Origin of the sequence: Sporichthya polymorpha DSM 43042 (assembly GCF_000384115.1) — a bacterium.
Taxonomy (GTDB): Bacteria; Actinomycetota; Actinomycetes; order Sporichthyales; family Sporichthyaceae; genus Sporichthya; species Sporichthya polymorpha.
In genome coordinates this window covers 4,484,011-4,507,572 of sequence record NZ_KB913029.1, presented here as the reverse complement: position 1 = coordinate 4,507,572, position 23,562 = coordinate 4,484,011, and the positions used below count along the sequence as shown (strand labels likewise).

The window sequence follows — 23,562 nt, the reverse complement described above, 5'->3', positions numbered from 1 at the left end:
ACTAGGTTGAGTGGGTGCCCACCGTTCTCCTCGTCCGCCACGGCCGCTCGACCGCGAACACCTCCGGCGTCCTCGCCGGGTGGACGCCCGGCGTCGGCCTGGACGACCGTGGCCGCGAGCAGGCCGAGGCCCTCGCGCTGCGGCTCGGCGAGCTGCCCCTGGCCGCGATCGTGTCCAGCCCGCTGCAGCGCTGCCAGGAGACGGTCGCGCCGTTGGTCGCCAAGACCGGGCGCAAGCGCGTCACCGAGAAACGCTTCGGCGAGTGCCGCTACGGCGACTGGACCGGGCGCAAGCTCTCCGAGCTGGTCAAGGAGCCCCTGTGGCGGGTCGTGCAGGCCCACCCCAGCGCGGCGGTCTTCCCCGGGGCCGACGGGGAGTCGATGGCCGCGATGGCGGCCCGCGGCGTCGCGGCGATCCGGCACTGGGACGCCAGGATCGCGGCCGAGCACGGCCCGAACTCGGTCTGGGTGGCCTGCTCGCACGGCGACGTGATCAAGGCGATCGTCGCCGACGCCCTGGCCATGCACCTGGACAACTTCCAGCGCATCGTCGTCGACCCCGGGTCGGTCACGGCGATCAGCTACACCGAGACCCGGCCCTTCGTGCTCCGCGTCAACGACGTCGGCGGGGACGTGTCCGCGTACCAACCACCGAAGGTCAAGCGCCGCCGGCGCCGCAGCTCCGACGCCGTCGTCGGTGGCGGCGCGGGCGCCTGAGCAGCGCAGGCTCACCAGCTGCGAGATTCGCCCGAGACGTAAGGTCAGAACCGTGCCACGCCAGGTCTTCTTCTACGACCCGCCCGAGCGGTTCGTCGCCGGGACGGTCGGCGAGCCGGGCTCGCGCACCTTCTTCCTCCAGGCCCGCGGCGCCGGCCGCATCACCAGCGTCGCCCTGGAGAAGCAGCAGGTGGCGCTGCTCGCGGAGCAGATCGACAAGCTGCTCGACGAGGTGCTCCGCGTCACCGGTGGGGACGTCCCCGTGCCGCCGCCGGTCGACGCCGTCGACGACCTCGACCCGCTCGAGGGGCCGATCGAGGAGGACTTCCGCGTCGGCACCCTGGCGCTGGGCTGGGACCCCAGCGCCGAGCGGCTCGTGATCGTGGCCCAGGCCCCCGGCGAGGACGACCCCGAGGGCACCGGGCCTGCGCTGGACGACGAGGAGGACAACCCGGAGGGCCCCGACGTCCTGCGCGTCCGGCTCACCGGCGAGATGGCCCGGGCGTTCGCCCGCCGCGCCCAGTCCGTGGTCTCGGCCGGCCGGCCGTCGTGCCCGTTCTGCGGCCTGCCGCTCGACCCGGCCGGCCACATCTGTCCGCGGGCCAACGGTTACCGACGTTGAGTGAGCGCGCCGACGAGATCCCGACCTTCGATCCGCCGGACCTGGACGAAGCCGGTCTGCTCGACCTGCTGACCCGCGGTGAGCTCGAGGTGATCGGCCGGCTCGTCGACGCCTCGAACGCGACGCTGTACTGCGCGGTGACCCTCGACGGGGTGACGACGGCGTGCGTGCACAAGCCGATCGCGGGGGAGCGGCCGCTCTGGGACTTCCCGGACGGCACCCTGGCCGCGCGTGAGGTCAGTGCCTACGAGGTCTCGGCCGCCACCGGCTGGAACATCGTCCCGCCGACGGTGTTGCGCGACGGGCCGTGGGGGCCGGGGATGGCGCAGCTGTGGATCGAGGTCGACGACACCGTCGACCTCGGGCAGCTCGTGCGCTCCGACGACGACCGGCTGCGCCGTATCGCCGTTCTCGACGCCGTGATCAACAACGCCGACCGCAAGGGTGGGCACCTGCTGCCCACGGTCGCCGGTGACGTCTACGGCATCGACCACGGCGTGTGCTTCGCGGTGGAGAACAAGCTCCGCACCCTGCTCTGGGGCTGGGCGGGCCTGCCGCTGCCGGACGAGGCCGTCGAGGTGCTGGAGGCGCTGGACGCCGACTGGGACCAGGCGCTGGGCCCGCGGATCGCCGACCTGCTCACCCCCCGGGAATCGACCGCCACCCGCCGGCGGTTGACCCGGTTGTTGCGCACGGGGGTCCACCCCGAGCCGCGCGAGGACGGCTGGCCCGCCGTCCCCTGGCCCCCGTTCTAGAAATTAGGGTGACACTCATGCACGCCTGGCCCTCCCCGGAGATCCCCCGGCTGCCCGGCCAGGGACTGCCGGTGCAGGTCCGGGACACGTCCTCGGGCGCCCTGGTCCCCGCCGTGACCGGGGCGGACTTCCGGATGTACGTGTGCGGCATCACCCCGTACGACGCGACACACCTGGGCCACGCGAACACCTACGTCACGTTCGACCTGCTGAACCGCGCTGTGCGCGACAGCGGCGTGCCGGTGCACTACGTCCAGAACGTCACCGACGTCGACGACCCGCTGCTCGAGCGCGCGAACGCCACCGGTGACGACTGGCGCGAACTGGCCGCCCGGGAGACCGAGCTCTTCCGCGAGGACATGATCGCGCTGCGCGTCCTCGCGCCGGAGCACTACGTCGGGGCCGTCGAGGCGATCCCGGTGATCAACGACTTCCTCGTCGGGCTCCGCGAGCGCGGCGCGCTCTACGAGGTCGAGCCGGACACCTACTTCTCGGTGCACGCCGACCCGGCCTTCGGGTCGGTCGCGAACCTCTCGCCGGCCGAGATGCTGGAGTTCTTCGCCGAGCGCGGGGGCGACCCCGACCGGGCCGGCAAGAAGGACCCGCTGGACGCCCTGGTCTGGCGCGGCGAACGCCCGGGGGAGCCCGCGTGGGAGTCCCCGGCCGGCCCCGGCCGCCCCGGCTGGCACATCGAGTGCACCGCGATCGCCCGGAACCTGCTCGGGAACGTCGTCGACGTGATGGGCGGCGGCCGCGACCTCGCGTTCCCGCACCACGAGATGGGCACCTCCCACGCCCACGTCCTGACCGGAGAGCCCCGATTCGTCCGCTCCTTCGTGCACGCCGGGCTGGTCGGCTACGAGGGCGAGAAGATGTCGAAGTCGCGCGGCAACCTCGTGTTCGTCTCGAAGCTGCGTGCCGCCGGCGTGGAGCCCGCGGCGATCCGGCTCGCGCTGCTCAGCCGGCACTACGCCACCGACTGGGAGTACACCGACGACGTGCTGACGCAGGCTCAGGAGCGGCTCGCGCGCTGGCGCGCCGCCGTCTCCCGGCCGGACGGTCCGGACGCCACCGAGACGCTGGCCGCCGTCCGGACGGCGGTCGCGCACGACCTGGACGCTCCCACCGCGCTGGCGGCCATCGACGCCTGGGCGGCCCGCCAGGAGGCCGAGGGCGGGTCGGATCTCGGGGCGCCGGGGGTCGTCTCGCGCCTCTCGGACGCCCTGCTGGGCGTCGCGCTCTGACCCTCCGGGCTGCCGCCCGCTGACCCGGCTCAAGATCGTCGAGGTGGCCCTGGCCGGGGCGTTTTGTTGATTTGTCCGATTCGCCTCTCATCCTTAAGGGCCATTTAGCGCGGGACCTGAGTCCTTCCGCGGGCCCGGCACGTCAACTCAGGTACACACGGATCGTGTACGTCGTTCTGATGGAGGCACCGCCATGGCAGTCCGTTCCACCACCGCTCGCCGACTGGCGACCGTGATCGTGGCGACGGCTGCCGTCTCGGCTGTGGGCACCGGCGCCGCCTCCGCCGCGACGAACCCGGCGCCGACGACCAACTCGCCGAGCAGCACGACGCAGTCCACGGTCCCGCCGCTGTCGCTGCCGCAGGTGGGCGTCCTGCTCCACAACCTGCTCGGCACCGTCGACGGGCTGCTGGGCGACTCGCTCGGCATCCGGACGCCGGAGGAGGTCGCCGCGAACGCGGACAAGCCGCTGCTTGGGAAGACCGTCGACAACCTGACCAAGACCACCAAGGAGCTGCCGCTGCTCGGCGGCGCCGTGGGCGGTCTGACCGACGGCCTCGGCCTGTCGGAGCCGGCCAAGACCGGCTCCAAGCCCCAGCCGGCCCCGCAGACGGTCCTGCCGCCGAAGAAGCCGGTCAAGAAGCCGACCGAGACCGACCGCGTCGACTCGATCGCGGACCCGGGCTCGACCTGGACCGCGCCGATGGAGCAGACGCCCGTCGCCCCGGCCCCCGTCGTCCGCGAGCCGGAGAAGAAGCCCGAGCCCGGCGGTCTGCCCGGCCTGGTCAACGACATCCGCGGCATCTTCCCGTCCAACGCGGCCGAGGCCGCCGCGGCCGGCGCCGGGGCCGCCACCATCGCCCTGATCGTGTTGGGGGGTATCGCCGTCACCGGCGCCGCCGGTGCGGCGAGCACCGCGGGTCGCCGCGGCCTGATCAACGGCTCGGTCGGAGGTTCGCTGTGATCAAGCGCGCCGAACGCGGCGGGGTGCTCGTGAAGCGCGCCGACGTCGACGAGACCGACGAGCACGACCTGTTCGCCGAGCACACCGGTGAGGAGTTCGCCGCGGCCGCGGCGGCCGTCGCCGAGGAGGAGCCCGGACGCGGTCGCTCGTGGACCCGCATGTCCAAGCTCCACCTCGCGCTCGCGGCCCTGTCCGCGACCCCGGTCCTGTTCATCGGTGGCCTCGGCGGCTGGCCCTGGGACTCCGAGCAGCCCGCGGTCGCCCAGAACACCGTCGTCGCGGGCCAGGAGCACTACCCGGCGACCCTGACCTTCGCGCGCCTCGGCATCAGCACCGAGCTCGACGCCCTGGCGACGGACCCGATCACTCAGGTGCTCCAGGTGCCCGACCTCGGGCGCGCCGGCTGGATCGAGAGCGGCCCGGAGCCGGGCCAGCCGGGTCGCGCCGTCGTCCTCGGCCGCCGCAGCCAGGCCGGTGCGGACGTCTTCGCCAAGCTCGTCGACGCTCAGGCCGGCGACCGCTTCACCGTCACGACCCAGGCGGGCCAGGAGCTGACGTTCGTCGTCCGCTCGGTCGAGCAGTTCAAAGCCGGCCAGGTGCCCGAGAAGCGGATCTACGGCAGCGGCAAGTCGGTTCAGCTGCGTCTGATCACCTCGACCGGCGCCTACGACCAGGCCAAGGGCGGGTTCCCCCGCAACGTCGTCGTCTTCGCCGACCTCGCCAAGTAGCCCGCCCGGTCAAGAAAGGGTGACACCCTTTCTTGACAGGTGACGCGGCGTCAGCTGGGGCCGAGGGGGCCGCGGCCCTCGTCGCGGCGGCGGAGGTAACGCTCGAACTCCTTCGCGATCGCCTCGCCGGAGGCCTCGGGGAGCTCGGTGGTGTCCTTCGCCTCCTCCAGGGACCGCACGTAGTCGGCGACCTCCTGGTCCTCGGCGGCGAGTTCGTCGACGCCGTCCTGCCAGGCGCGGGCCTCGTCGGGCAGGTCGCCGAGGGGGATGGTCACGTCGAGGACGTCCTCGATCTTGCCGAGTAGCGCGAGCGTCGCCTTCGGACACGGCGGCTGGGCGACGTAGTAGGGAACCGCGGCCCAGTAGGACGCGGCCGGCAGACCGGCCTGGGTGCAGGCGTCCTGGAAGACGCCGACGATCCCGGTCGGGCCGGAGTAGCTCGACGGCTCCAGGCCGAGCTTCGCGCGCAGCAGCGGGTCGATCGACGTGCCGCGCACCGGCACCGGCCGGGTGTGCGGAGCGTCGCCGAGCAGGGCCGCGAGGGTGATCACCGTCTCGACGCCGAGCGTCCGGCAGGCGTCGAGGATCTCCTCACAGAACCCGCGCCAGCGCATGTTCGGCTCGACGCCGCGCATGAGAACCACATCGCGGCCGTTGTCGAGGCGGGCGGCGTAGAACCGCGTCGTCGGCCAGGTGACGCGGGACACACCGGGCTCCACGTCGACGGAGATCGACGGGCGATTCACCTGGAAGTCGTAGTACTCGTCCGGGTCCAGTTCGCCGATGAGGCGGGCGTTCCACACGCTGGTCAGGTGCGCGAGCGCCCCGGACGCCGACTCCGCAGCGTCGTTCCAACCCTCGAACGACGCGAGCAGCACCGGGTCCACGAGCGCGTCCGCGCCCTCGAACGTGATCACGGTGCCGTCCTTCCCGAATCGGTCCGCTGGTGCCCTGCGGACATATCCGTCGAACCTATCGGACGGCGAGGACTACCATGTGGCCTCCATGAGCCCGTCCCCACAGGAGTTGCGTCGCGCCCTCGCCGAGCGCGTCGTCGTTGCCGACGGCGCCATGGGGACGATGCTCCAGGCCCATGACCTCTCGCTGGAGGACTTCCAGGGTTACGAGGGCTGCAACGAGATCCTCAACGTCACCCGGCCCGAGGTCGTCCGCGCCGTCCACGACGCGTACTTCGAGGTCGGCTGCGACGCGGTCGAGACCAACACGTTCGGCGCCAACTACGCCAACCTCGGTGAGTACGAGATCCCGGAGCGGATCTTCGAGCTCGCGGAGGCCGGTGCGCGCATCGCGCGGGAGTCCGCCGACCACTGGACCGCCGAGACCGGGCAACAGCGCTGGGTGCTGGGCTCGATGGGTCCCGGGACGAAGCTGCCGACGCTGGGCCACGCGCCCTACGCGCTCCTCCGCGACGCCTACCAGCAGCAGACCGAGGGCATGCTCGCGGGCGGCATCGACGCCGTCCTGGTCGAGACCAGCCAGGACCTGCTGCAGACCAAGGCCTCGATCGTCGGCGCGCGGCGGGCGATCGCGGCCACCGGCATCGACGTCCCCGTCTTCGCCCAGGTCACGGTCGAGACGACCGGGACGATGCTGCTCGGCTCGGAGATCGGCGCGGCCCTGACGGCGCTGGAGCAGTTGGGCATCGAGCTGATCGGCCTGAACTGCGCCACCGGCCCGGCCGAGATGAGCGAGCACCTGCGCTACCTCGCCAAGCACGCGACCATCGGCGTCAGTTGCATGCCGAACGCGGGCCTGCCGGTGCTCGGCCCGAACGGCGCGCACTACCCGCTCAGCGCCGGCGAGCTCGCCGACGCGCAGGCCACGTTCATCCGCGACTACGGGCTCTCGCTGGTCGGCGGCTGCTGCGGCACGACGCCGGAGCACCTGCGCGCGCTGGTCGAGCGCGTCCGCGCGACCGAGAAGGGCACGCGGCGTCCGCGCCCCGAGCCCGGCGTCGCGTCGCTCTACACGGCGGTGCCGTTCAAGCAGGACGCCTCGTACCTCGCCATCGGCGAGCGCACCAACGCCAACGGCTCGAAGGCGTTCCGCGAGGCGATGCTCGAGGCGCGGTGGGACGACTGCATCGACATCGCCCGGGCGCAGATCCGCGACGGTGCGCACCTGCTCGACCTCTGCGTCGACTACGTCGGCCGCGACGGGGTCGCCGACATGAAGGAGCTTGCGGGACGGCTCGCGACCGCCTCGACGCTGCCGATCATGCTCGACTCGACCGAGCCCGCGGTGCTGCAGGCGGGGCTGGAGTGCCTCGGCGGCCGCGTCATCGTCAACTCGGTCAACTTCGAGGACGGCGACGGGCCGGAGTCCCGGTTCGCGCGGATCATGCCGCTGGTGCAGGAGCACGGCGCCGGCGTCGTCGTCATGTGCATCGACGAGCAGGGCCAGGCGCGCACCGCGGAGCGCAAGGTCGAGATCGCCTCCCGCACGATCGACGATCTCGTCGCCAAGTGGGGCATGCGGGTCGAGGACATCTTCGTCGACACCCTCACCTTCACGATCGGTGCCGGTCTGGAGGAGTCCCGCAAGGACGGCCTGGAGACCATCGAGGGCATCCGACTGCTCAAGCAGCGGTACCCGACCGTCCAGACGACGCTGGGTCTGTCGAACATCTCCTTCGGCCTGAACCCGGCTGCGCGCATCGTGCTGAACTCGGTGTTCCTCAACGAGTGCGTGAAGGCGGGGCTGGACTCCGCGATCGCGCACGCGTCGAAGATCCTGCCGATGGCGCGGATCCCCGAGGAGCAGCGGAACACCGCCCTCGACCTGATCTACGACCGGCGTCGTCCGGCCGAGGGGGACACCCCGGCGTACGACCCGCTGCAGAAGTTCCTCGAGCTTTTCGAGGGCGTCGACACCAAGTCGATGGCCGCGGAGAAGGAGTCCGAGCTCCTCGGCCTGCCGCTGTTCGCCCGGCTGGAGCGGCGCATCGTCGACGGCGCGCGGAAGGGCCTGGAGGGCGACCTCGACGAGGCGCTCAAAGAGCGCCCGGCCCTCGAGATCATCAACGAGACGCTGCTGGCCGGCATGAAGACCGTCGGCGAGCTGTTCGGCTCGGGCCAGATGCAGCTGCCCTTCGTGCTCCAGTCGGCCGAGGTCATGAAGACCGCGGTCGCGTACCTCGAGCCGCACATGGAGAAGGCGGAGGGCGTCGAGGAGACCGGCAAGGGCACGATCGTGCTCGCCACGGTCAAGGGCGACGTCCACGACATCGGCAAGAACCTCGTCGACATCATCCTGAGCAACAACGGCTACAAGGTCGTGAACATCGGCATCAAGCAGCCGATCGCGGCGATCGTCGAGGCCGCCGAGTCCAACCGCGCCGACGTCGTCGGCATGTCGGGTCTGCTCGTGAAGTCGACGGTCATCATGAAGGAGAACCTCGAAGAGCTGACGAGCCGTCAGCTCGCCGACAAGTGGCCGGTCCTGCTCGGTGGTGCCGCGCTCACCCGCGCGTTCGTCGAGGAGGACCTCGCCGACCAGTTCACCGGTCAGGTCCGCTACGCCCGCGACGCCTTCGAGGGCCTGCGGCTGATGGACGCCTTCATGGCCGTCAAGCGCGGCGTCCCCGGCGCCGAGCTGCCGCCGCTGAAGAAGCGTCGCGTCACCGGTGGGGGAGCGAAGCTCGAGCTGACCCCGCTCGACCAGATGCCGGCGCGCTCCGACGTCGCCATCGACAACAAGGTGCCGGTCCCGCCGTTCTGGGGGACGCGCATCGTCAAGGGCGTCCCGCTCGCGGACTACTCGTCCTACATCGACGAGCGTGCGCTGTTCCTCGGGCAGTGGGGGCTGAAATCCACCCGCGGCGGCGAGGGCCCGGACTACGCGGAGTTGATCGAGACCGAGGGCCGTCCGCGCCTGCGCATGTGGCTCGACCGGATCCTCGCGGAGAAGATGCTCGAGGCGGCCGTCGTCTACGGCTACTTCCCCTGCTACTCCGAGGGTGACGACCTTGTCGTGCTGCACCACGAGGGCCCGCAGGAGGGTCAGGAGCGCCTGCGCTTCTCGTTCCCGCGCCAGCGCCGCGATCGGCACCTGTGCCTGTCGGACTTCTTCCGGCCGAAGTCCTCGGGCGAGATCGACGTCATCGCCTTCCAGCTCGTGACGATGGGCAACCGCATCTCCGAGGCCGCGAACGAGCTGTTCGCCGCGAACTCCTACCGCGACTACGTCGAGCTCCACGGCCTCTCGGTCCAGCTGACCGAGGCCTTCGCCGAGATGTGGCACGCCCGCGTCCGCGAGGAACTCGGCTTCGGCGACGAGGACGGCAACCTCGACGCCATGCTCCGCCAGGGCTACCGCGGCTCCCGCTACTCCTTCGGCTATCCCGCCTGCCCCGACCTCGAGGACCGCACCAAGATGGTCGAGCTCCTCGAACCCGGTCGCGTCGGCGTCGTCCTCTCCGAGGAGCTCCAGCTCCACCCGGAGCAGTCCACCGACGCCCTCGTCGTCCACCACCCCGAGGCGAAGTACTTCAACACCTGACGTCCGACGATGTGGCTGGTCTGATTGCCCCATTGGAGGTGTCATCTCCAATGGGCCTAGCGTGGCCGGGTGAGCGACGGGGCGATGGAGCGGTACCTCGGGGCGTACGCGCTGTGCGTCCGGGACGGGGCGGTGCTGCTCGCGCGGCAGGCGCCGGACGCGGTCGACGGTGGGCGGTGGACGCTGCCCGGCGGCGGAGTGCTGCCGGGGGAGCACCCGGACAACGCCGTCCTTCGTGAGCTGCGGGAGGAGACCGGGCTCGCCGGCACGCGCGGCGGCGTGGCCGCGGTCTTTTCTCACGTCTTCGAGCGGACGTCTGAGCGGCCTTGGCCGCCGGTGCATTTCGTCGGACTCGTCTACGACGTCACGGCCGAGCCCGGTGACCTGGTCCACGAGGTCGACAACACCACGGACTGCTGTGCCTGGGCGCCGCTGAGCGAGGTGCGCACTTGGCCGCTCGTCGCCCTCGCCGAGTTCGCTGTCGAGCTGCTGCCAGATTCACATCGTCCGGGGAATGGCGCGTCATAGCGCGCGATTCCCCGGACGATATGGAGTTCAGCGGTGGAGCGGGTCGACCCAGGGGACGGTCTCCGGGACCTCGACGCCGTCGATGTCGAGGTTGACGACGATCGCCTCCTGGCCGGAGCGGGCGAGGATGCAGTGGAGCTCGGCGTCGGGGGAGGCGTTGATCTCCTGGTGGGGGACGAACGGGGGGACCCAAATGAAGTCACCGGGGCCGGCCTCGGCGGTGAACTCCAGGCGCTCGCCCCAGCGCATCCGGGCCAGGCCGGACACGACGTAGATGACGCTCTCCAGCTCGCCGTGATGATGAGCGCCGGTCTGCGCGCCCGGGAAGATCCGCACGGTGCCGGCCCAGAGGCCCTGGGCACCGACCCGGGCGCCGTTCACCGCGGCCGCGCGGTGCATCCCCGGGGTCTGGGGCGTGTTCGAGTCGAGCGAGTCCGCCGGGATCACCGCGACGCCGTCGGTCCGCCAGCGCTGGTCCATTCGGGGCTCCTTCGTTCTACCTCGTTCGCAGCAACACCGGGACAGCGGGCCGACCCGAACACCAAAGTTGGCAAAAGACGCCGAAACGGCGCAATCCATGCGCTGCACTGATCAGCAACTCGTCCCGAGAACACCCTCTCCGAACCTCCCACCTGCCGATTCGAGGAGACACCCCATGAACGGCAAGACCCTGGTCATCTCCGGCGTGCTCACCCTCGGCCTGCTGGCCCCGGTCGCCCCGGCGGTGGCCGCGCCCACCGACAACGGGCCCGGCATCGGGGGCCTGCTCGGCAACCTCTTCGACCGCGACGACCGCGACGACCGCAAGAAGAACAAGAAGGACCGGAAGAAGAGCGACCGCCACAACGTCAGCTACTTCCGCATCGACGGCGAGATCCGCTCGATCGACCGGGCCGACCGCAAGATCGTCGTCGACCTCGGCAAGCGGAACCGCGCGGTCCACGTCGCCAAGGACGCGAAGATCTGGCGCGACGGCGACCGGGTGAACCTCCGCGACCTGCGCCGGGACGACGACGTCCGCATCACCGGCGAGAAGCGGAACGGCCGCTACGTCGCCAAGCGCATCGTCGCCGACTGACCTACCGGCCTCGCGGCGCGACTGCCAGAGGCTGCACAGACACCGCGGGTTTGCGGGCGCCGCGAGGCGGACAGGTTTTCCGAGAACCTCTCCGCACTCGCCGGCAGGAGCTGAGAACGACGGCTGCCCGCACACCCGCACGCCGCCCGCGCCCGCCGCGGGCGGCGTCGGTGGCGGTGGGAGTGGTTCTCGCCGGGTTGCTGGCCCTCACCGGCTGCGGTGAGGGCCTGAACGCGGTCGACAAGGGTCCGACGCCGTTCGTCGCGGCGATCAGCGGCGAGCCGGACCAGCTCGACCCGCACAAGACCACGGCGTACGCCAGCTTCCAGGTGCTGGAGAACGTCTACGACACCCTGGTCGTCCCGAAGCCGGACGGGACCGGCTACGAGCCGCAGCTCGCCGAGTCCTGGACCACGGCCGAGGACGGCCGCTCCTGGATCTTTCAGCTGCGCCGCGGCGTGAAGTTCGCGAGCGGGGACGACTTCGACGCCGGCGACGTCGTCTACTCGCTCAAGCGGATCATCGACGAGAAGCTCTCCAACGCGTTCCGTCTGGAGCCGATCACCGACGTCGTCGCCGTCGACTCCCACACCGTCCGTGTCGACCTCTCGCAGCCCACGCCGTACCTGCTCGCCGAGCTCGGCGGCTTCAAGGGCACCGCGATTCTCCCCGAGGGCGCGGCCGACCGGCTCAACCTCGCCCGCGAGACCGACGGCACCGGGCCGTTCCGCGTCGCCCGCGACACCGCCGCCGGCATCACCCTGCTGCCGAACGAGAACTACTGGGGCGACGGTCCGCACGTCTCGTCGCTGGAGTTCCGATTCGTCAGCGAACCGACCACGGCCTTGGTCGCCCTGCAGACCGGCGAGATCGACTGGACCGACAACCTTCCACCGTCCCAGCTCAAGAAGCTCGCGGACGACGAGCACGTGACGCTCGGTCAGGTGCCGAGTGTCGACTACTGGTACCTGGCCACGAACTTCGAACGGAAGCCGTTCGACGACGAGCGCGTCCGTGAGGCGATCAACCACGGCCTGGACCGGGAGGCGATCGCCGAGGCGGCGCAGCCGAACGCGGCGAAGCCGATCCAGACCGCGATCCCCGAGGGCCTGTACGGCCACACCGACTACGCCCCGATCAACCGGGACGTCGCCAAGGCCCGGACGCTGCTCGCCGACGCCGGGCACCCGCGGTTGGAGCTCAAGCTGATGGTCACCAGCGAGTATCCCGAGACCGTGCAGGTCGCGCAGGTGATCGCGTCGAACCTGCACGAGGTCGGCATCGACGTCCGGGTCGAGGTCGAGGAGTTCGCGACCTGGCTCGACCGGCAGTCCAAGGGCGACTTCGACAGCTTCCTGCTCGGCTGGATCGGCAACGCCGACCCGTTCGACTTCTACCAGTCGCAGCACTCGTGCGACGGCTCGAACAACTACCAGAAGTACTGCGACCCCGAGACCGACGACCTCCTCAAGCGCGCCGCCACCGAGCCCGACCCCGCGGCGCGTGAGGACCTGTACGAGCAGGTCGCGCGGCGCATCGTCGACGCCGAGAGCTACCTCTACCTCTACAACCCGCAGGTCGTGCAGGGCTGGTCGCCGGACGTGACGGGGTATGAGATCCGCCCCGACCGCGCGGTGAACTTCGAGAACGTGAGGTTCGAATGAACTACCTCACGCGCCGTCTCCTGGCCACCGTGGGCGTCCTGTGGGGCGTCAGCATCGCGGTGTTCGCGCTGATCCACCTCGTCCCCGGCGACCCCGTCCGCCTCGCCCTCGGCACCCGCTTCGACCAGGGCACCTACGACGCGCTGCGCGCGGAGTCCGGCCTCGACCGGCCGCTGGTGTCGCAGTACTTCCACTGGCTCGGCAACGCGCTGACGGGCGACCTCGGGGTCAGCTTCCGCAGCGAGGACCCGGTCGCCGAGGTCATCGCCGAACGGCTGCCCGCAACGGTGTCGCTCGCCGTCGCCGCGATCGTCGTCGCCCTGCTGATCTCGGTTCCGCTCGGGCTCGCCTCCGCCCTGCGGCCGCGCTCGGTACTCGACCGGGCCGCGACGCTGATCAGCCAGTTCGGCATCTCGGTGCCGGACTTCTGGCTGGGCATCCTCGCGATCCTGATCCTCGCCGGGTCGCTCGGCTGGTTCCCGGCCGGCGGGTACGTCCCGCTGACGGAGGACCCGGTGCGGTGGCTGCGGCACCTCGTCCTGCCCGCCCTGACGGTCGGGGTGGTCTCCGGCGCGGTGCTGACCCGCTTCGTCCGCGCCGCCGCGCTCGAGGTGCTCAGCGAGGACCACGTCCGGACCGCCCGCGCGAAGGGATTGTCCGAGGGCGTCGTGATCCGCCGTCACGTCCTGCGCAACACGGCGGTACCGGTCCTGACCGTCATCGGCATCCAGCTCGCGTATCTGCTCTCCGGCGTGGTCGTCGTCGAGATCGTCTTCTCCTGGAACGGTCTCGGCCAGCTCGCGCTGCAGTCGGTGCAGGCGCGGGACTATCCGGTCCTGCAGGGCGCGGTGCTCCTGTTCGCGGCGGTCTTCCTGTTCGTCAACCTCGTCGTGGACCTGCTCTACGCGTGGCTCGACCCGAGGATCAGCCTCACATGACGCGCGGCATGCTGCGGGCCGTCGTGGGGAACCCCCTCGGCGCGTTCGGCGCGCTCGTCCTGCTGGCGTTCGTGGTCGTCGGGGTGTTCGGCGACGCCCTCGCGCCCTACGGCGCCAACGACGTCGACGTCGTGGAGGGCCGCCTCGCCGCCCCGGACGGGGACCACGTCTTCGGCACCGACCAGCTCGGGCGGGACATCCTCTCCCGCGTGCTCGTCGGGGCCTCGGCGTCGCTGAAGGTGGCGCTGCTCGCCGTGACCATCGCCGCCGTCGCCGGCGTACTGATCGGCCTGCTCGCGGGCTATTACCGCGGTTGGCTCGACGCGCTGCTCATGCGCTCGATGGACGTCCTGTTCGCGTTCCCCGCGATTCTGCTCGCGATCGCGATCCTCGCGGTCCGCGGTCCGGGCCCGACGAACGCGACGATCGCCATCGGCATCGTCTACATCCCGATCTTCGCCCGTATCGCGCGGGCGGGGACGCTCTCGGTCCGCGAGACCGTCTACGTGCGCGCCGCCCGCTCGGTGGGCGCCTCCGACGCCCGGATCCTGACCCGCCACGTCCTGCCGAACATCTCGGGCCCCGTCATCGTGCAGGTCTCGATCAGCCTTGCGTTCGCCCTGCTCGCCGAGGCGGCGCTGTCCTTCATCGGCCTCGGGACGCAGCCGCCCGACCCGTCCTGGGGCGGCATGCTCGCCGAGGGCCGGGACTACATGGAGGACTCCTGGTGGGTCGCGGCCTTCCCGGGCCTGGCGATCTTTCTCGTCGTGCTCGCCTGCAATCTCGTCGGCGACGCGCTGCGCGACGCCCTCGACCCACGTGAGCGCGGCGCCATGGAGGCGGCGAGCCGGGGAGGTGCCGAGTGACGGTCCCGCCCGTCCTGGCCGTGTCGGACCTCGCGGTCACGTTCGACACCGCCCGGGGCCCCGCGCGCGCCGTCGACGGCGTCAGCTTCGACGTCCGGCCGGGGGAGACCCTCGCGATCGTGGGGGAGTCCGGCTCCGGCAAGAGCGTCACCTCGCTCGCGGTGCTCGGCCTGCTCCCGGAGCGGGGGACGACGGTCACCGGCGCCGTCCGCTTCGGCGACACCGATCTCCTGACGGCCTCTCAGAAGCAGCTGCGCGCGGTTCGCGGCCGCGGCGTCGCGATGGTCTTCCAGGACCCGATGACCTCGCTCAATCCGATGCTCACCGTCGGCCGGCAGCTCACCGAGGGCATGGAGGTCCACCTGAACCTCACCGGCCGCGCGGCCGAGGACCGCGCCGTCGAACTGCTCGAAGCAGTCGGCATCCCCGACGCCCGCAGTCGGCTCCGGTCCCACCCGCACGAACTCTCCGGCGGCCTGCGTCAGCGGGTGATGATCGCGATTGCGCTCGCCTGTGACCCGTCCGTCCTCATCGCGGACGAGGCGACGACCGCGCTCGACGTCACCGTCCAGGCACAGATTCTGGATCTGGTGGCGCGGCTCCAGGAACGCCTCGGCACCGCGGTGATCTGGATCAGCCACGACCTCGGCGTCGTCGCCGGCATCGCCGACCGGGTCGCGGTCATGTACGCCGGGCGCGTGGTCGAGGAGGCGAGCATCGACGACCTCTTCTCCGACCCCCGTCATCCGTACACCCGGGCCCTGCTCGCCGCCCGGCCGATCCTCGGTCAGCCCCGGGACCGGCTGACCGCCATCCCGGGCCGCCCGCCCGACCCGGTCAACCGGCCGCCGGGGTGCGCGTTCCGCCCGCGCTGCCCGGTCGCCGCCGACCCGCGGTGCGACACCGAGGCTCCGCCGCTGCGCGAGGTCGCGCCGAACCACCGCGCCGCGGTGTTCTACGACCTGACGGACCTGCCGAGGGAGGGTGTGCCGCATGCCTGAGCCCGCCCTCCTCGAGGTCGAGGACCTCGCGGTCCACTTCACGATCCGCGGCCGCCGCGGCGAGGTCCGCAAGGCGGTCGACGGCGTCAGCCTGCGCGTCGAGCGCGGGACGACGCTGGGGCTGGTGGGGGAGTCCGGCTCCGGGAAGTCGACGCTGGCGATGGCCGCGCTGCGCCTGATCGAGCCCACGAGCGGACGGGTGCGCTTCGACGGCACCGACGTCACCGACGCGTCCCGCCGTGACCTGCGGGCCCTGCGCCGCCGGACGGCGGTCGTGTTCCAGGACCCGTACGCCTCCCTCGACCCGCGGTTCACGATCGGGGCGAGCATCGCCGAGCCCCTCGCCGTCCACGGCCTGCGGAAGGGGAAGGAACGCACCGAGCGCGTCGCCGCACTCCTCGACCGCGTCGGCCTCGACCCGAACGGGGCGAACCGGCGCCCCTACGAGCTCTCCGGCGGGCAGCGTCAGCGCGTCGGCATCGCCCGGGCCCTGGCCGCCGAGCCGGACCTGGTCGTGTTCGACGAGCCGGTCGCCGCCCTCGACGTCTCCGTCCAGGCGCAGGTGCTCAACCTGCTCACCGACCTCACCACCGACCTCGGCCTGACGAGCCTGTTCATCTCCCACGACCTCGCGGTCGTCGAGCACGTCAGCGACCGGATCGCGGTGATGTCCGCAGGAAAGCTCGTCGAGGAGGGGACCGCCGCGGAGATCACGGCGAACCCCCGGCACCACTACACCCGGACGCTGCTCGACGCCGTCCCGCCCGCCACCCCGGCCGCGGCGCGGGCGCGACGGTCGTCGCCTCCGGCCGGCTGAAGATGGCATCGGGGAGGGTTCAGTAGCGTTCGCGGCCCCGCTGTTGAGCGAGTGCATCGCTGAGGCGCGGCCCGGGTCCCGGCGCGCCAAGCTCGGTCAGTGCACGGTGTGCGGGACGGAGCCGTCCCTCGGCCGACAGCTCCCCAAGTCGGGAGGCACCGATGGCGATCAATCGTGCAACGGGGCGGCCGCGAAGGCGCCGCTTCAAATCGCGCCTGATGCGTGCCGTGGTTGACGGAAGCGGACGGTCAACGGACGATTCCGGAATGCGCCCTTTTGCCCGCCTGGCGGCCGGTCTGACTCTGTCCGTCTCGCTGTGCGGGGCGGCGGTCGGGTCGCTGGGACCCGCGGGCACCGCGAGCGCGGCGCAGACGGCCCCCGAGGCCGGGCGCGACTTCTCGGTCCTCGGCGTCGCCGGGGCCCCGCTCGACGCCATCGTCGCGGCGGTCGAGGCCGCCGGTGGCACGGTGAAGAACTCCAACGCGGTGGTCGGCCTGGTGACCGCGGTCGCGGGCTCCGACGGGTTCACCGACCGCCTCGCGCGCGCGGCCGTCATCCAGCTCGTGACGCCGGTGCGTGTCATCGGCCGCGTGCCTGAGCTGCTGCCGGCGCTCCCGCAGATCAACCCCCAGGCGCTGCATCCGGGGGCGGTGGCCCGTCCGGATCAGGTCCGGGCGCGGCCGTCGGGTCCGACCGGGAGCGACCCCCTCGACACCCACCTCTGGGGGTTGACGGCGATCAACGCCGCTGAGGCGCACCAGACCGAGCGCGGCGACCGCCGTGTTCTCGTCGGCATCCTCGACACCGGGGTCGACGGCACCCACCCCGACATCGCGCCGAACTTCGACCGGAAGCTCTCACGCAACTTCGCCACCGACATCCCGAAGGACGCGCGCGGCGTCGAGGTCGACGGCCCGTGCGAGGTGCCGAGCTGCCAGGACCCGGTGGACGCCGACGACAACGGCCACGGGACCCACGTCGCCGGTTCGATCGCCGCTGCCCTCGACGGCTTCGGCCTCTCGGGCGTCGCGCCGAACGTGACGATCGTGAACGTCCGCGGGGCGCAGGACTCGGGCTACTTCTTCCTGCAGGAGGTCGTCAACGCGATCACCTACTCCGCCGACATCGGCATCGACGTGCTCAACATGTCCTTCTACACGGACCCGTGGGCCGCTCTGTGCGCCGGCAACCTCGCGGACACCCCGGCCCAGCAGCGCGAGCAGCAGTTGATCCTCGAGGGCATGGCGCGCGCGATGGCGTACGCCGACGGCAAGGGCGTGACGCAGGTCGTCGCGCTCGGCAATGCGAACCAGGACCCGACCGCACCACGGATCGACGCGTCCAGCCCGAACTTCCCCGAGGGCAACGCGCACCCGCGGCTGGTCGACGGCACCTGCCGCTCGATGCCGGCCGGGGACGAGCACGCGATCCGCGTCGGCGCCTACGGGCCGTCGGGCAACAAGTCCGGCTTCTCGAACTTCGGGCCGTCGCTGTCGGTCGTCGCCCCGGGCGGGTGGTTCGACGACTACGCCGGCACCGCGCAGGGGAGCCAGGAGGAGAACGGCATCCTCTCCGCGCTGCCGCGCTCCCTCGCGGTCAAGCTCGGCATCGTCGACTCGACCGGTCGCCTGACCGCCCAGGGCGAGGAGACCGGCATTCACGAGGCCTGCAAGCGCAGCCGGGGCAAGGACGTCTGCGGGTTCTACCACTACCTGCAGGGCACCTCGATGGCCGCGCCGCACGCCAGCGGCGTCGCCGCGCTGATCGTGAGCGCCTACGGCCGCGGCTCCGGCGCCAACTTCGGACTCGCGCCCGCCGCGGTCCGCGCCGTTCTCGAGGGAACCGCGAAGGGCAAGGCGTGCCCCGACCCGCTCGTCGCCTTCGCGACCTATCAGGCCGCCTGCGCCGGGGACGCCTCGTTCAACACGTTCTACGGCCACGGCTCGGTCGACGCCCACGCCGCCGTCACCGCCGGGGCCCCGCTGATCGCGGAGTACATCACCGGGCGCGACCGGGCGCACTGACGCTCCGTCAGCGCACCCGGCGCACCGGGATCAGTGCGTCGCGATCGCCTTGAGGATGTCGAGCTTCGCGGCGCGCCGGGCCGGCCAGACCGCGGCGAGGACGCCGACCAGGCCGGCGACGACCAGGAACACGATCAGCTGGACGCCCGGGACCCGTAGCTCGCTGATCCCCTCGTCCGCGAGGGTCTGCTGCAGCGAGATGCCGAAGCCGATTCCGACGATCAGGCCGAGGATGGCGCCGAAGATCGCCATCACCACCGACTCGAGTCGGATCATCCGCCGCAGCTGACGCCGGCTCATGCCGATGGCCCGCAGCAGGCCGATCTCCCGCGTCCGTTCGGTGACCGACAGCGCGAGCGTGTTGATGATGCCGAGCACCGCGATGATGACCGCCAGCGCGAGCATGCCGTAGATCAGCCCGAGCAGCTGGTTCACCTGGGCGCGGACGGAGTCGGTGTACTCCTCCTGGTCCTTGAGCTCGACCGCCGGGTTGTTTCCCAGACCCTCGTCGAGGCGTTCCCGGACCGCCTGGAGATCGGCGCCGTCGTCGGTGTTGATGAACGCGAAGAAGTCGACCGGGCGCGTTCCGCCCTCGGCGGCGGTGTCGAGCGACACCAGGTACCCGCCGAGCATGTCGTTGCGCTCGTAGATCCCGCCGACGCGCAGGTCCATCTGCGTGCCGTTGAGCCACGTGACACCGATGGTGTCGCCGACCTTCCAGCCGTTGTCCTCGGCCACGTTGTCGTCGATCAGGACGCCACGGTCGGCCAGGCCGCCCGTGTCCCCGTCGGAGAAGTCGAGGGCGAAGGCGTCGCCGATCGAGTCGGCGTTGATCGCGGCGATGCTCTTCGTCTTGTCCTGAATCTCCACCGCCGTCATGCGCATCTGCGTCACCGACTTCACGCCGTCGGTCTCGCGGGCGCGCTCGGCGATCTGCGGGCTGAACGGCGTGTAGCTCTCGTCGAGCAGGATGAACTGCGCGCGGAGGCTCTGGTCGACGACCTTGCCGACCGAGGCGTTGATCGAGGCCGCCATGACACCGAAGGTGCCGATCAGGGCGAGGCCGATCATCAGCGCGGACGCGGTGGCCGCGGTGCGGCGCGGGTTGCGGAGCGCGTTCGCGACCGACATCCGGCCGATCGTGCCCCACAGGCGCGGGTACGGAGCGCCGAGCGCCCGCACGAACGGCATCGACAGGATCGGGCTGATCACCGTGACGCCGACGAGGACGCCAAACGCACCGACGCCGACGAGCGCGGCCGGCTGGTCGCCGACGCCGGCAAGGCCGAGACCCAGGACCAGGACGCCGATTGAGAACAGGATCACGCCGATCAGCGCGCGCACCCGCAGCGAGCGCTCGGGCATCGCGACGTGGTCGCTCATCGCTGCCACCGGCGGGACCTTCGCCGCGCGCCGGGCGGGGAAGTACGCGGCAATCATCGTCACCGCGATGCCGACGACGTAGGCGGTCAGGACCGTCGAGGCCTGAATGACCAGGCCCTGGCTGCCGAGCTCGATGCCGATCTTCTCGAACAGCCAGCGCAGCAGGCTCGCGATGCCGAGGCCGGAGAGCAGCCCGAGCGTCGAGCCGACGACGCCGACGACCGCGGCCTCCGTCATCACCGACTGCGTGACCTGCCGTCGGCTCGCGCCGAGCGCCCGCAGCAGCGCGAGTTCCCGCGTTCGTTGCGCGACGAGCATCGTGAACGTGTTGAGGATGATGAACGAGCCGACGAACACCGCGATGAACGCGAAGATCAGCAGGAAGATGTTGAGGAAGCTCAGGGCCTCCTTCACGTCGGACGCGTTCTCGTCCGCCTGCTCCGACTTCGTCCGCGCGATGTACTCGCTCGGGATCACCTTCTGGATCTCGTCGCGCAGGGCGTCGAGGTTCTGGCCCGACGCCGCGTCGACGGCGATCTCGGTGTAGTCGTCCGAGCCGAGGATCTCGTGCGCGCGTTGCTCGGTGAAGCCGGTGAGCGTGGCGCCGCCGAGGTTGCCGGTGTCACCGAACTTGAAGATGCCGACGATCGTCGCCTCGATCTCCGGACCCGGCGTCAGCAGCCGGACCCGGTCGTCGATCTCGAGGCCGCCCTTGTCGGCGGAGACCGAGTCGAGGACCACCTCGTCGCCGTTGCTCGGCACCCGACCGCGCAGCAGCGTGACGGTCTCGTCGGAGCCTTCCTCCGGGTAGTTGATCGCGAGCCCGGGCGCACCGCCGACGCCGACGAGCTTGCCGTCGGACCCGACGACCCGCACCCCCTCGACGGTGATCTCGCCCTCGGCCTTCTCCACGCCGGGGACGGCGGCGATCGTGTCGACCAGGTTCCGCGGGACGGTCGTCGCGCCGTTCTGCTGGCCGGGGACGTTCGAGTCGAACGCGGTCGCGCGGCTGACGGTGACGTCCGCCGAGATCTCGTCGAAGAGCTTGTCGAACGCCGCCGAGATCGTGCTGGTGAAGATCAGCGACCCGGCGACGAACGCGACGCCGAGCACGACCGCGAGGCCGGACAGCAGCAACCGCAGTCGGTGCGCAAGGACGTTGCGCAGCGAGGCCTTCCACATGGGTCAGGCCCCGCCGGCTTCGGCCTGCTTGCGAGCGAGCCAAGTGTCCCAGTCCGCGTCGGTCCAGTTCGCCATGTCGATCGGGTCGGGCGTGCCGTCGGCCGTCCGGGCCGCCGGGCTCGCGGCCCCGACCGGACCGTTCGAGGACGCGGGAGCCGGGGGCGGCGGCACCGGGGCCGGCGGGTTCATCGGACCGGCCGCAGGGGCGATCGGGGTTCCGGGCGGCGCCACCGGGGGCGGCGGGAGAACCGGAGCCGTCGCCGGGGGCGGCGGGGGTGCGACGGTCGGGTCGACGCCGATCGGGACGGGCTCGGGCATCGGGGGCGGGTCGGCCCAGACGACCTCGGGGTGGGGGATGTCGGCCTCGAAGGCCTTCATCCGCTCCAGGACCGCCTCGGCGTTCGGGTCGAGCATCTCGTCGACGATGCGGCCGTCGGCGAGGAACAGGACCCGGTCGGCGTAGGCGGCGGCGCTGGGGTCGTGGGTGACCATCGCGATGGTCTGGCCCGTCCGGCGGACCGACTCGCGCAGGAACGAGAGGACCTCGGCGCCGGTCCGGGAGTCCAGGTTGCCGGTGGGCTCGTCGGCGAAGATGATCGCCGGCCGGCCGGCGAGGGCCCGGGCGCAGGCGACGCGCTGCTGCTGACCGCCGGAGAGCTCGGTCGGGCGGTGCTTGAGCCGGTCGCGCAGGCCGAGGGTGTCGACGACCGCCGAGAGCCACTGCTGGTCGATCGGGTGCCCGGCGATGTCCGACGGCAGAGTGATGTTCTCCAGGGCCGTCAGCGTCGGCACCAGGTTGTAGGCCTGGAAGATGAAGCCGATCCGGTCGCGGCGCAGGCGGGTCAGGCGCCGGTCGTCGAGGGCGTTGAGCTGGATGTCGCCGATGAACACCGCGCCGGAGGTGGCCGCGTCGAGCCCGGCCATGCAGTGCATCAGCGTCGACTTGCCCGAGCCCGAGGGGCCCATGATCGCCGTGAACTGGCCCGAGGCGAACTGCACGTCGACGTTGTCCAGGGCCGTGACGGCGGTGTCGCCGGTTCCGTACCTCTTGGTCAGGCCGACACAGTAGGCGGCCACGCCGGGCGGCGCCGGGGGCACCACAGGCGGACCGGGAGGCTGGTCAGGCGTCGGGAAGCTGGCGGGCCCCGCGGTCATGAATCTGTCCGTCCCCTGGTCGAAGTCTTGATCCACTTCACCTTAGGCAACTCAAGTAACACTCCGCATAACATCGGGTCAGGAGGTCGTTCGGGTACGGCGATCCGCAACACACCGACGATCCGTGAGACGACCGGGAGGCCCGTGACCGAGCAGGTGCCGGAACGCCCGTCCGGCTGGCTGGTCGGCCGCATCCGCGGGGTGCCGGTCTACGTGGCGCCGTCCTGGGTGATCATCGCGCTCCTGATCACGCTGATGTTCGCCCCGACGGTGGGCTACCACATCCCCGAGATCGAGGGCGGCAAGTACGGAGTCTCCTTCACCTACGCGGTGCTGCTCTACGTCTCGGTCCTGATCCACGAGCTCGGGCACGCATTCACCGCGATGCGGTTCGGGATCCCGGTCACCCGGATCACCCTTCAGCTCCTCGGCGGGGTGACCGAGATGAGCCGGGAGTCGAACTCTCCGAAGCGGGAGTTCGCCATCGCCGGGGCCGGTCCGGCGCTCTCGCTCGTCCTCGGCGTCGCGGCGTGGGGCGCGATTCAGCTGCTCGGCGGCGACCCGGGCGGGCTCGACGGGGCCACCGCGGCCGGCAACCCCGACGACTCGGTCCGGATGCGGATCGTCCTCGAACTGCTCGACGCGCTGATGTACGCCAACATCGCCGTCGGCCTGTTCAACCTGCTCCCGGGGCTCCCGCTCGACGGCGGGATCATGCTCCGCTCGGCGCTGTGGGGAGCCTCCGGACACGCGAACCGGGCCACGATCTCGGCCGGGCACATCGGCCGCGTCCTGGCCGTCGTCGTCTTCTTCATCCCGATCGGCCTCGACGTCGCCGCCGGCCGCGACCCCGACGTCATCTCCGTGGTCTGGGGCGGTCTGCTCGGCGGGTTCATCTGGTTCGGGGCCACGGCGTCGCTGCGCAGCGCCCAGATCCGGGAGAAGCTGCCCAGCCTCGGCGCCCGCACCATGGCGCGCCGGGCCCTTCCGGTCGAGACGGGCCTGCCGCTGGCCGAGGCCCTGCGCCGGGCCGGCGCGTTCGGCGCGACCGGGCTGGTCGTCGTGGACGCGACGGGGGAACCGGTCGGCCTGGTGAACGAGGCGGCGGTCGTCGCGACCCCCGAGCAGCGTCGGCCCTGGGTGGCCGTCGAGACTCTGGCCCGGCGCCTGGAGCCCGGGCTGCGGGTGTCGGCCGACCTCACCGGGGAAGCCCTGATCCGCTATCTCGACGCGACCCCGGCGACCGAGTACCTGGTCGTCGAGGCGGACGGATCGGTCGTCGGCGTCCTCGCCACCGCCGACGTCCGCCGCGCGGTCGAGGCGTGAACCGGCCAGGCGACCAGGAGGTAAAGATTCCCGGTTCCGGAACCGATCGT

19 protein-coding genes and 1 pseudogene are annotated in these 23,562 nt (G+C 71.5%); 16 read left to right on the top strand and 4 right to left on the bottom strand.

Going from position 1 to position 23,562, the window contains the following annotated elements; translation table 11 throughout:
* Positions 1 to 14: 14 nt before the first annotated feature.
* The 6 genes from SPOPO_RS0121950 to SPOPO_RS33150 all read left to right on the top strand — a co-directional run bounded on the left by SPOPO_RS0121950 (position 15) and on the right by SPOPO_RS33150 (position 5,029).
* Positions 15 to 716, top strand: a complete 702-nt coding sequence (locus tag SPOPO_RS0121950; RefSeq protein ID WP_019877252.1) for a histidine phosphatase family protein — start codon at positions 15 to 17, stop codon at positions 714 to 716.
* Between the two features lie 52 nt (positions 717 to 768).
* Positions 769 to 1,338: a DUF3090 domain-containing protein gene (locus SPOPO_RS0121945; RefSeq protein ID WP_019877251.1), complete on the top strand. Its 570-nt coding sequence runs from the start codon at positions 769 to 771 to the stop codon at positions 1,336 to 1,338.
* Entirely contained in the window at positions 1,335 to 2,093 is a 759-nt protein-coding gene (locus tag SPOPO_RS0121940; protein WP_019877250.1) for an SCO1664 family protein, read from the top strand. The genes SPOPO_RS0121945 and SPOPO_RS0121940 overlap by 4 nt, the downstream gene beginning before the upstream one ends.
* A gap of 17 nt (positions 2,094 to 2,110) precedes the next feature.
* Complete coding sequence (gene mshC, locus SPOPO_RS0121935; protein ID WP_019877249.1) at positions 2,111 to 3,337, top strand: cysteine--1-D-myo-inosityl 2-amino-2-deoxy-alpha-D-glucopyranoside ligase; 1,227 nt, start codon at positions 2,111 to 2,113, stop codon at positions 3,335 to 3,337.
* Positions 3,338 to 3,530: 193 nt separating this feature from the next.
* Positions 3,531 to 4,301: a hypothetical protein gene (locus tag SPOPO_RS0121930; protein ID WP_019877248.1), complete on the top strand. Its 771-nt coding sequence runs from the start codon at positions 3,531 to 3,533 to the stop codon at positions 4,299 to 4,301.
* Positions 4,298 to 5,029 carry a class F sortase gene (locus SPOPO_RS33150; RefSeq protein WP_051098420.1) on the top strand — a complete coding sequence of 244 codons (732 nt, stop codon included), beginning with the start codon at positions 4,298 to 4,300 and terminating at the stop codon, positions 5,027 to 5,029. The genes SPOPO_RS0121930 and SPOPO_RS33150 overlap by 4 nt, the downstream gene beginning before the upstream one ends.
* Positions 5,030 to 5,079: 50 nt before the next feature.
* Here SPOPO_RS33150 and SPOPO_RS0121920 read toward each other — a convergent pair whose 3' ends face one another.
* Positions 5,080 to 5,946 carry a PAC2 family protein gene (locus SPOPO_RS0121920; RefSeq protein ID WP_019877247.1) on the bottom strand — a complete coding sequence of 289 codons (867 nt, stop codon included), beginning with the start codon at positions 5,944 to 5,946 and terminating at the stop codon, positions 5,080 to 5,082.
* 88 nt (positions 5,947 to 6,034) lie between these two features.
* Here SPOPO_RS0121920 and metH point away from each other — a divergent pair, with 88 nt between their 5' ends.
* Positions 6,035 to 9,550 (top strand): methionine synthase, encoded by a 3,516-nt coding sequence (gene metH, locus SPOPO_RS0121915; RefSeq protein WP_051098683.1) that lies wholly within the window; start codon positions 6,035 to 6,037, stop codon positions 9,548 to 9,550.
* 69 nt (positions 9,551 to 9,619) lie between these two features.
* Positions 9,620 to 10,078: an NUDIX hydrolase gene (locus SPOPO_RS33145; protein WP_051098419.1), complete on the top strand. Its 459-nt coding sequence runs from the start codon at positions 9,620 to 9,622 to the stop codon at positions 10,076 to 10,078.
* Between the two features lie 27 nt (positions 10,079 to 10,105).
* Here SPOPO_RS33145 and SPOPO_RS0121905 read toward each other — a convergent pair whose 3' ends face one another.
* Positions 10,106 to 10,558, bottom strand: a complete 453-nt coding sequence (locus tag SPOPO_RS0121905) for a cupin domain-containing protein (RefSeq protein WP_019877244.1) — start codon at positions 10,556 to 10,558, stop codon at positions 10,106 to 10,108.
* Positions 10,559 to 10,733: 175 nt separating this feature from the next.
* Here SPOPO_RS0121905 and SPOPO_RS0121900 point away from each other — a divergent pair, with 175 nt between their 5' ends.
* The 7 genes and pseudogenes from SPOPO_RS0121900 (at position 10,734) to SPOPO_RS0121870 (ending at position 18,466) form a co-directional block, all read left to right on the top strand.
* A complete protein-coding gene (locus tag SPOPO_RS0121900) occupies positions 10,734 to 11,156 on the top strand; it encodes a hypothetical protein (RefSeq protein ID WP_019877243.1) in 423 nt (140 codons plus the stop codon).
* A gap of 170 nt (positions 11,157 to 11,326) precedes the next feature.
* Positions 11,327 to 12,820 carry an ABC transporter substrate-binding protein gene (locus tag SPOPO_RS0121895; protein WP_028985014.1) on the top strand — a complete coding sequence of 498 codons (1,494 nt, stop codon included), beginning with the start codon at positions 11,327 to 11,329 and terminating at the stop codon, positions 12,818 to 12,820.
* Entirely contained in the window at positions 12,817 to 13,758 is a 942-nt protein-coding gene (locus tag SPOPO_RS0121890) for an ABC transporter permease (RefSeq protein ID WP_019877241.1), read from the top strand. Before SPOPO_RS0121895 ends, SPOPO_RS0121890 begins: the two co-directional genes overlap by 4 nt.
* A complete protein-coding gene (locus SPOPO_RS0121885) occupies positions 13,755 to 14,624 on the top strand; it encodes an ABC transporter permease (protein WP_019877240.1) in 870 nt (289 codons plus the stop codon). Before SPOPO_RS0121890 ends, SPOPO_RS0121885 begins: the two co-directional genes overlap by 4 nt.
* Positions 14,621 to 15,625, top strand: a complete 1,005-nt coding sequence (locus SPOPO_RS0121880; protein ID WP_019877239.1) for an ABC transporter ATP-binding protein — start codon at positions 14,621 to 14,623, stop codon at positions 15,623 to 15,625. The genes SPOPO_RS0121885 and SPOPO_RS0121880 overlap by 4 nt, the downstream gene beginning before the upstream one ends.
* A pseudogene (locus tag SPOPO_RS0121875) lies at positions 15,618 to 16,439 on the top strand (ATP-binding cassette domain-containing protein); the annotation flags it as partial. The gene SPOPO_RS0121880 and the pseudogene SPOPO_RS0121875, both read left to right, overlap by 8 nt.
* Before the next feature lie 269 nt (positions 16,440 to 16,708).
* A complete protein-coding gene (locus tag SPOPO_RS0121870; protein WP_019877237.1) occupies positions 16,709 to 18,466 on the top strand; it encodes a S8 family serine peptidase in 1,758 nt (585 codons plus the stop codon).
* 30 nt (positions 18,467 to 18,496) lie between these two features.
* Here SPOPO_RS0121870 and SPOPO_RS0121865 read toward each other — a convergent pair whose 3' ends face one another.
* Positions 18,497 to 21,031: an ABC transporter permease gene (locus SPOPO_RS0121865; RefSeq protein ID WP_019877236.1), complete on the bottom strand. Its 2,535-nt coding sequence runs from the start codon at positions 21,029 to 21,031 to the stop codon at positions 18,497 to 18,499.
* Between the two features lie 3 nt (positions 21,032 to 21,034).
* Positions 21,035 to 22,108, bottom strand: coding sequence for an ABC transporter ATP-binding protein (locus SPOPO_RS0121860; RefSeq protein ID WP_245541737.1), 1,074 nt, complete (start codon positions 22,106 to 22,108; stop codon positions 21,035 to 21,037).
* A gap of 222 nt (positions 22,109 to 22,330) precedes the next feature.
* On the opposite strand from SPOPO_RS0121860, the gene SPOPO_RS0121855 reads away from it, so the two are divergent.
* Positions 22,331 to 23,512: a site-2 protease family protein gene (locus SPOPO_RS0121855; RefSeq protein ID WP_019877234.1), complete on the top strand. Its 1,182-nt coding sequence runs from the start codon at positions 22,331 to 22,333 to the stop codon at positions 23,510 to 23,512.
* The last annotated feature ends 50 nt before the right edge of the window (positions 23,513 to 23,562 follow it).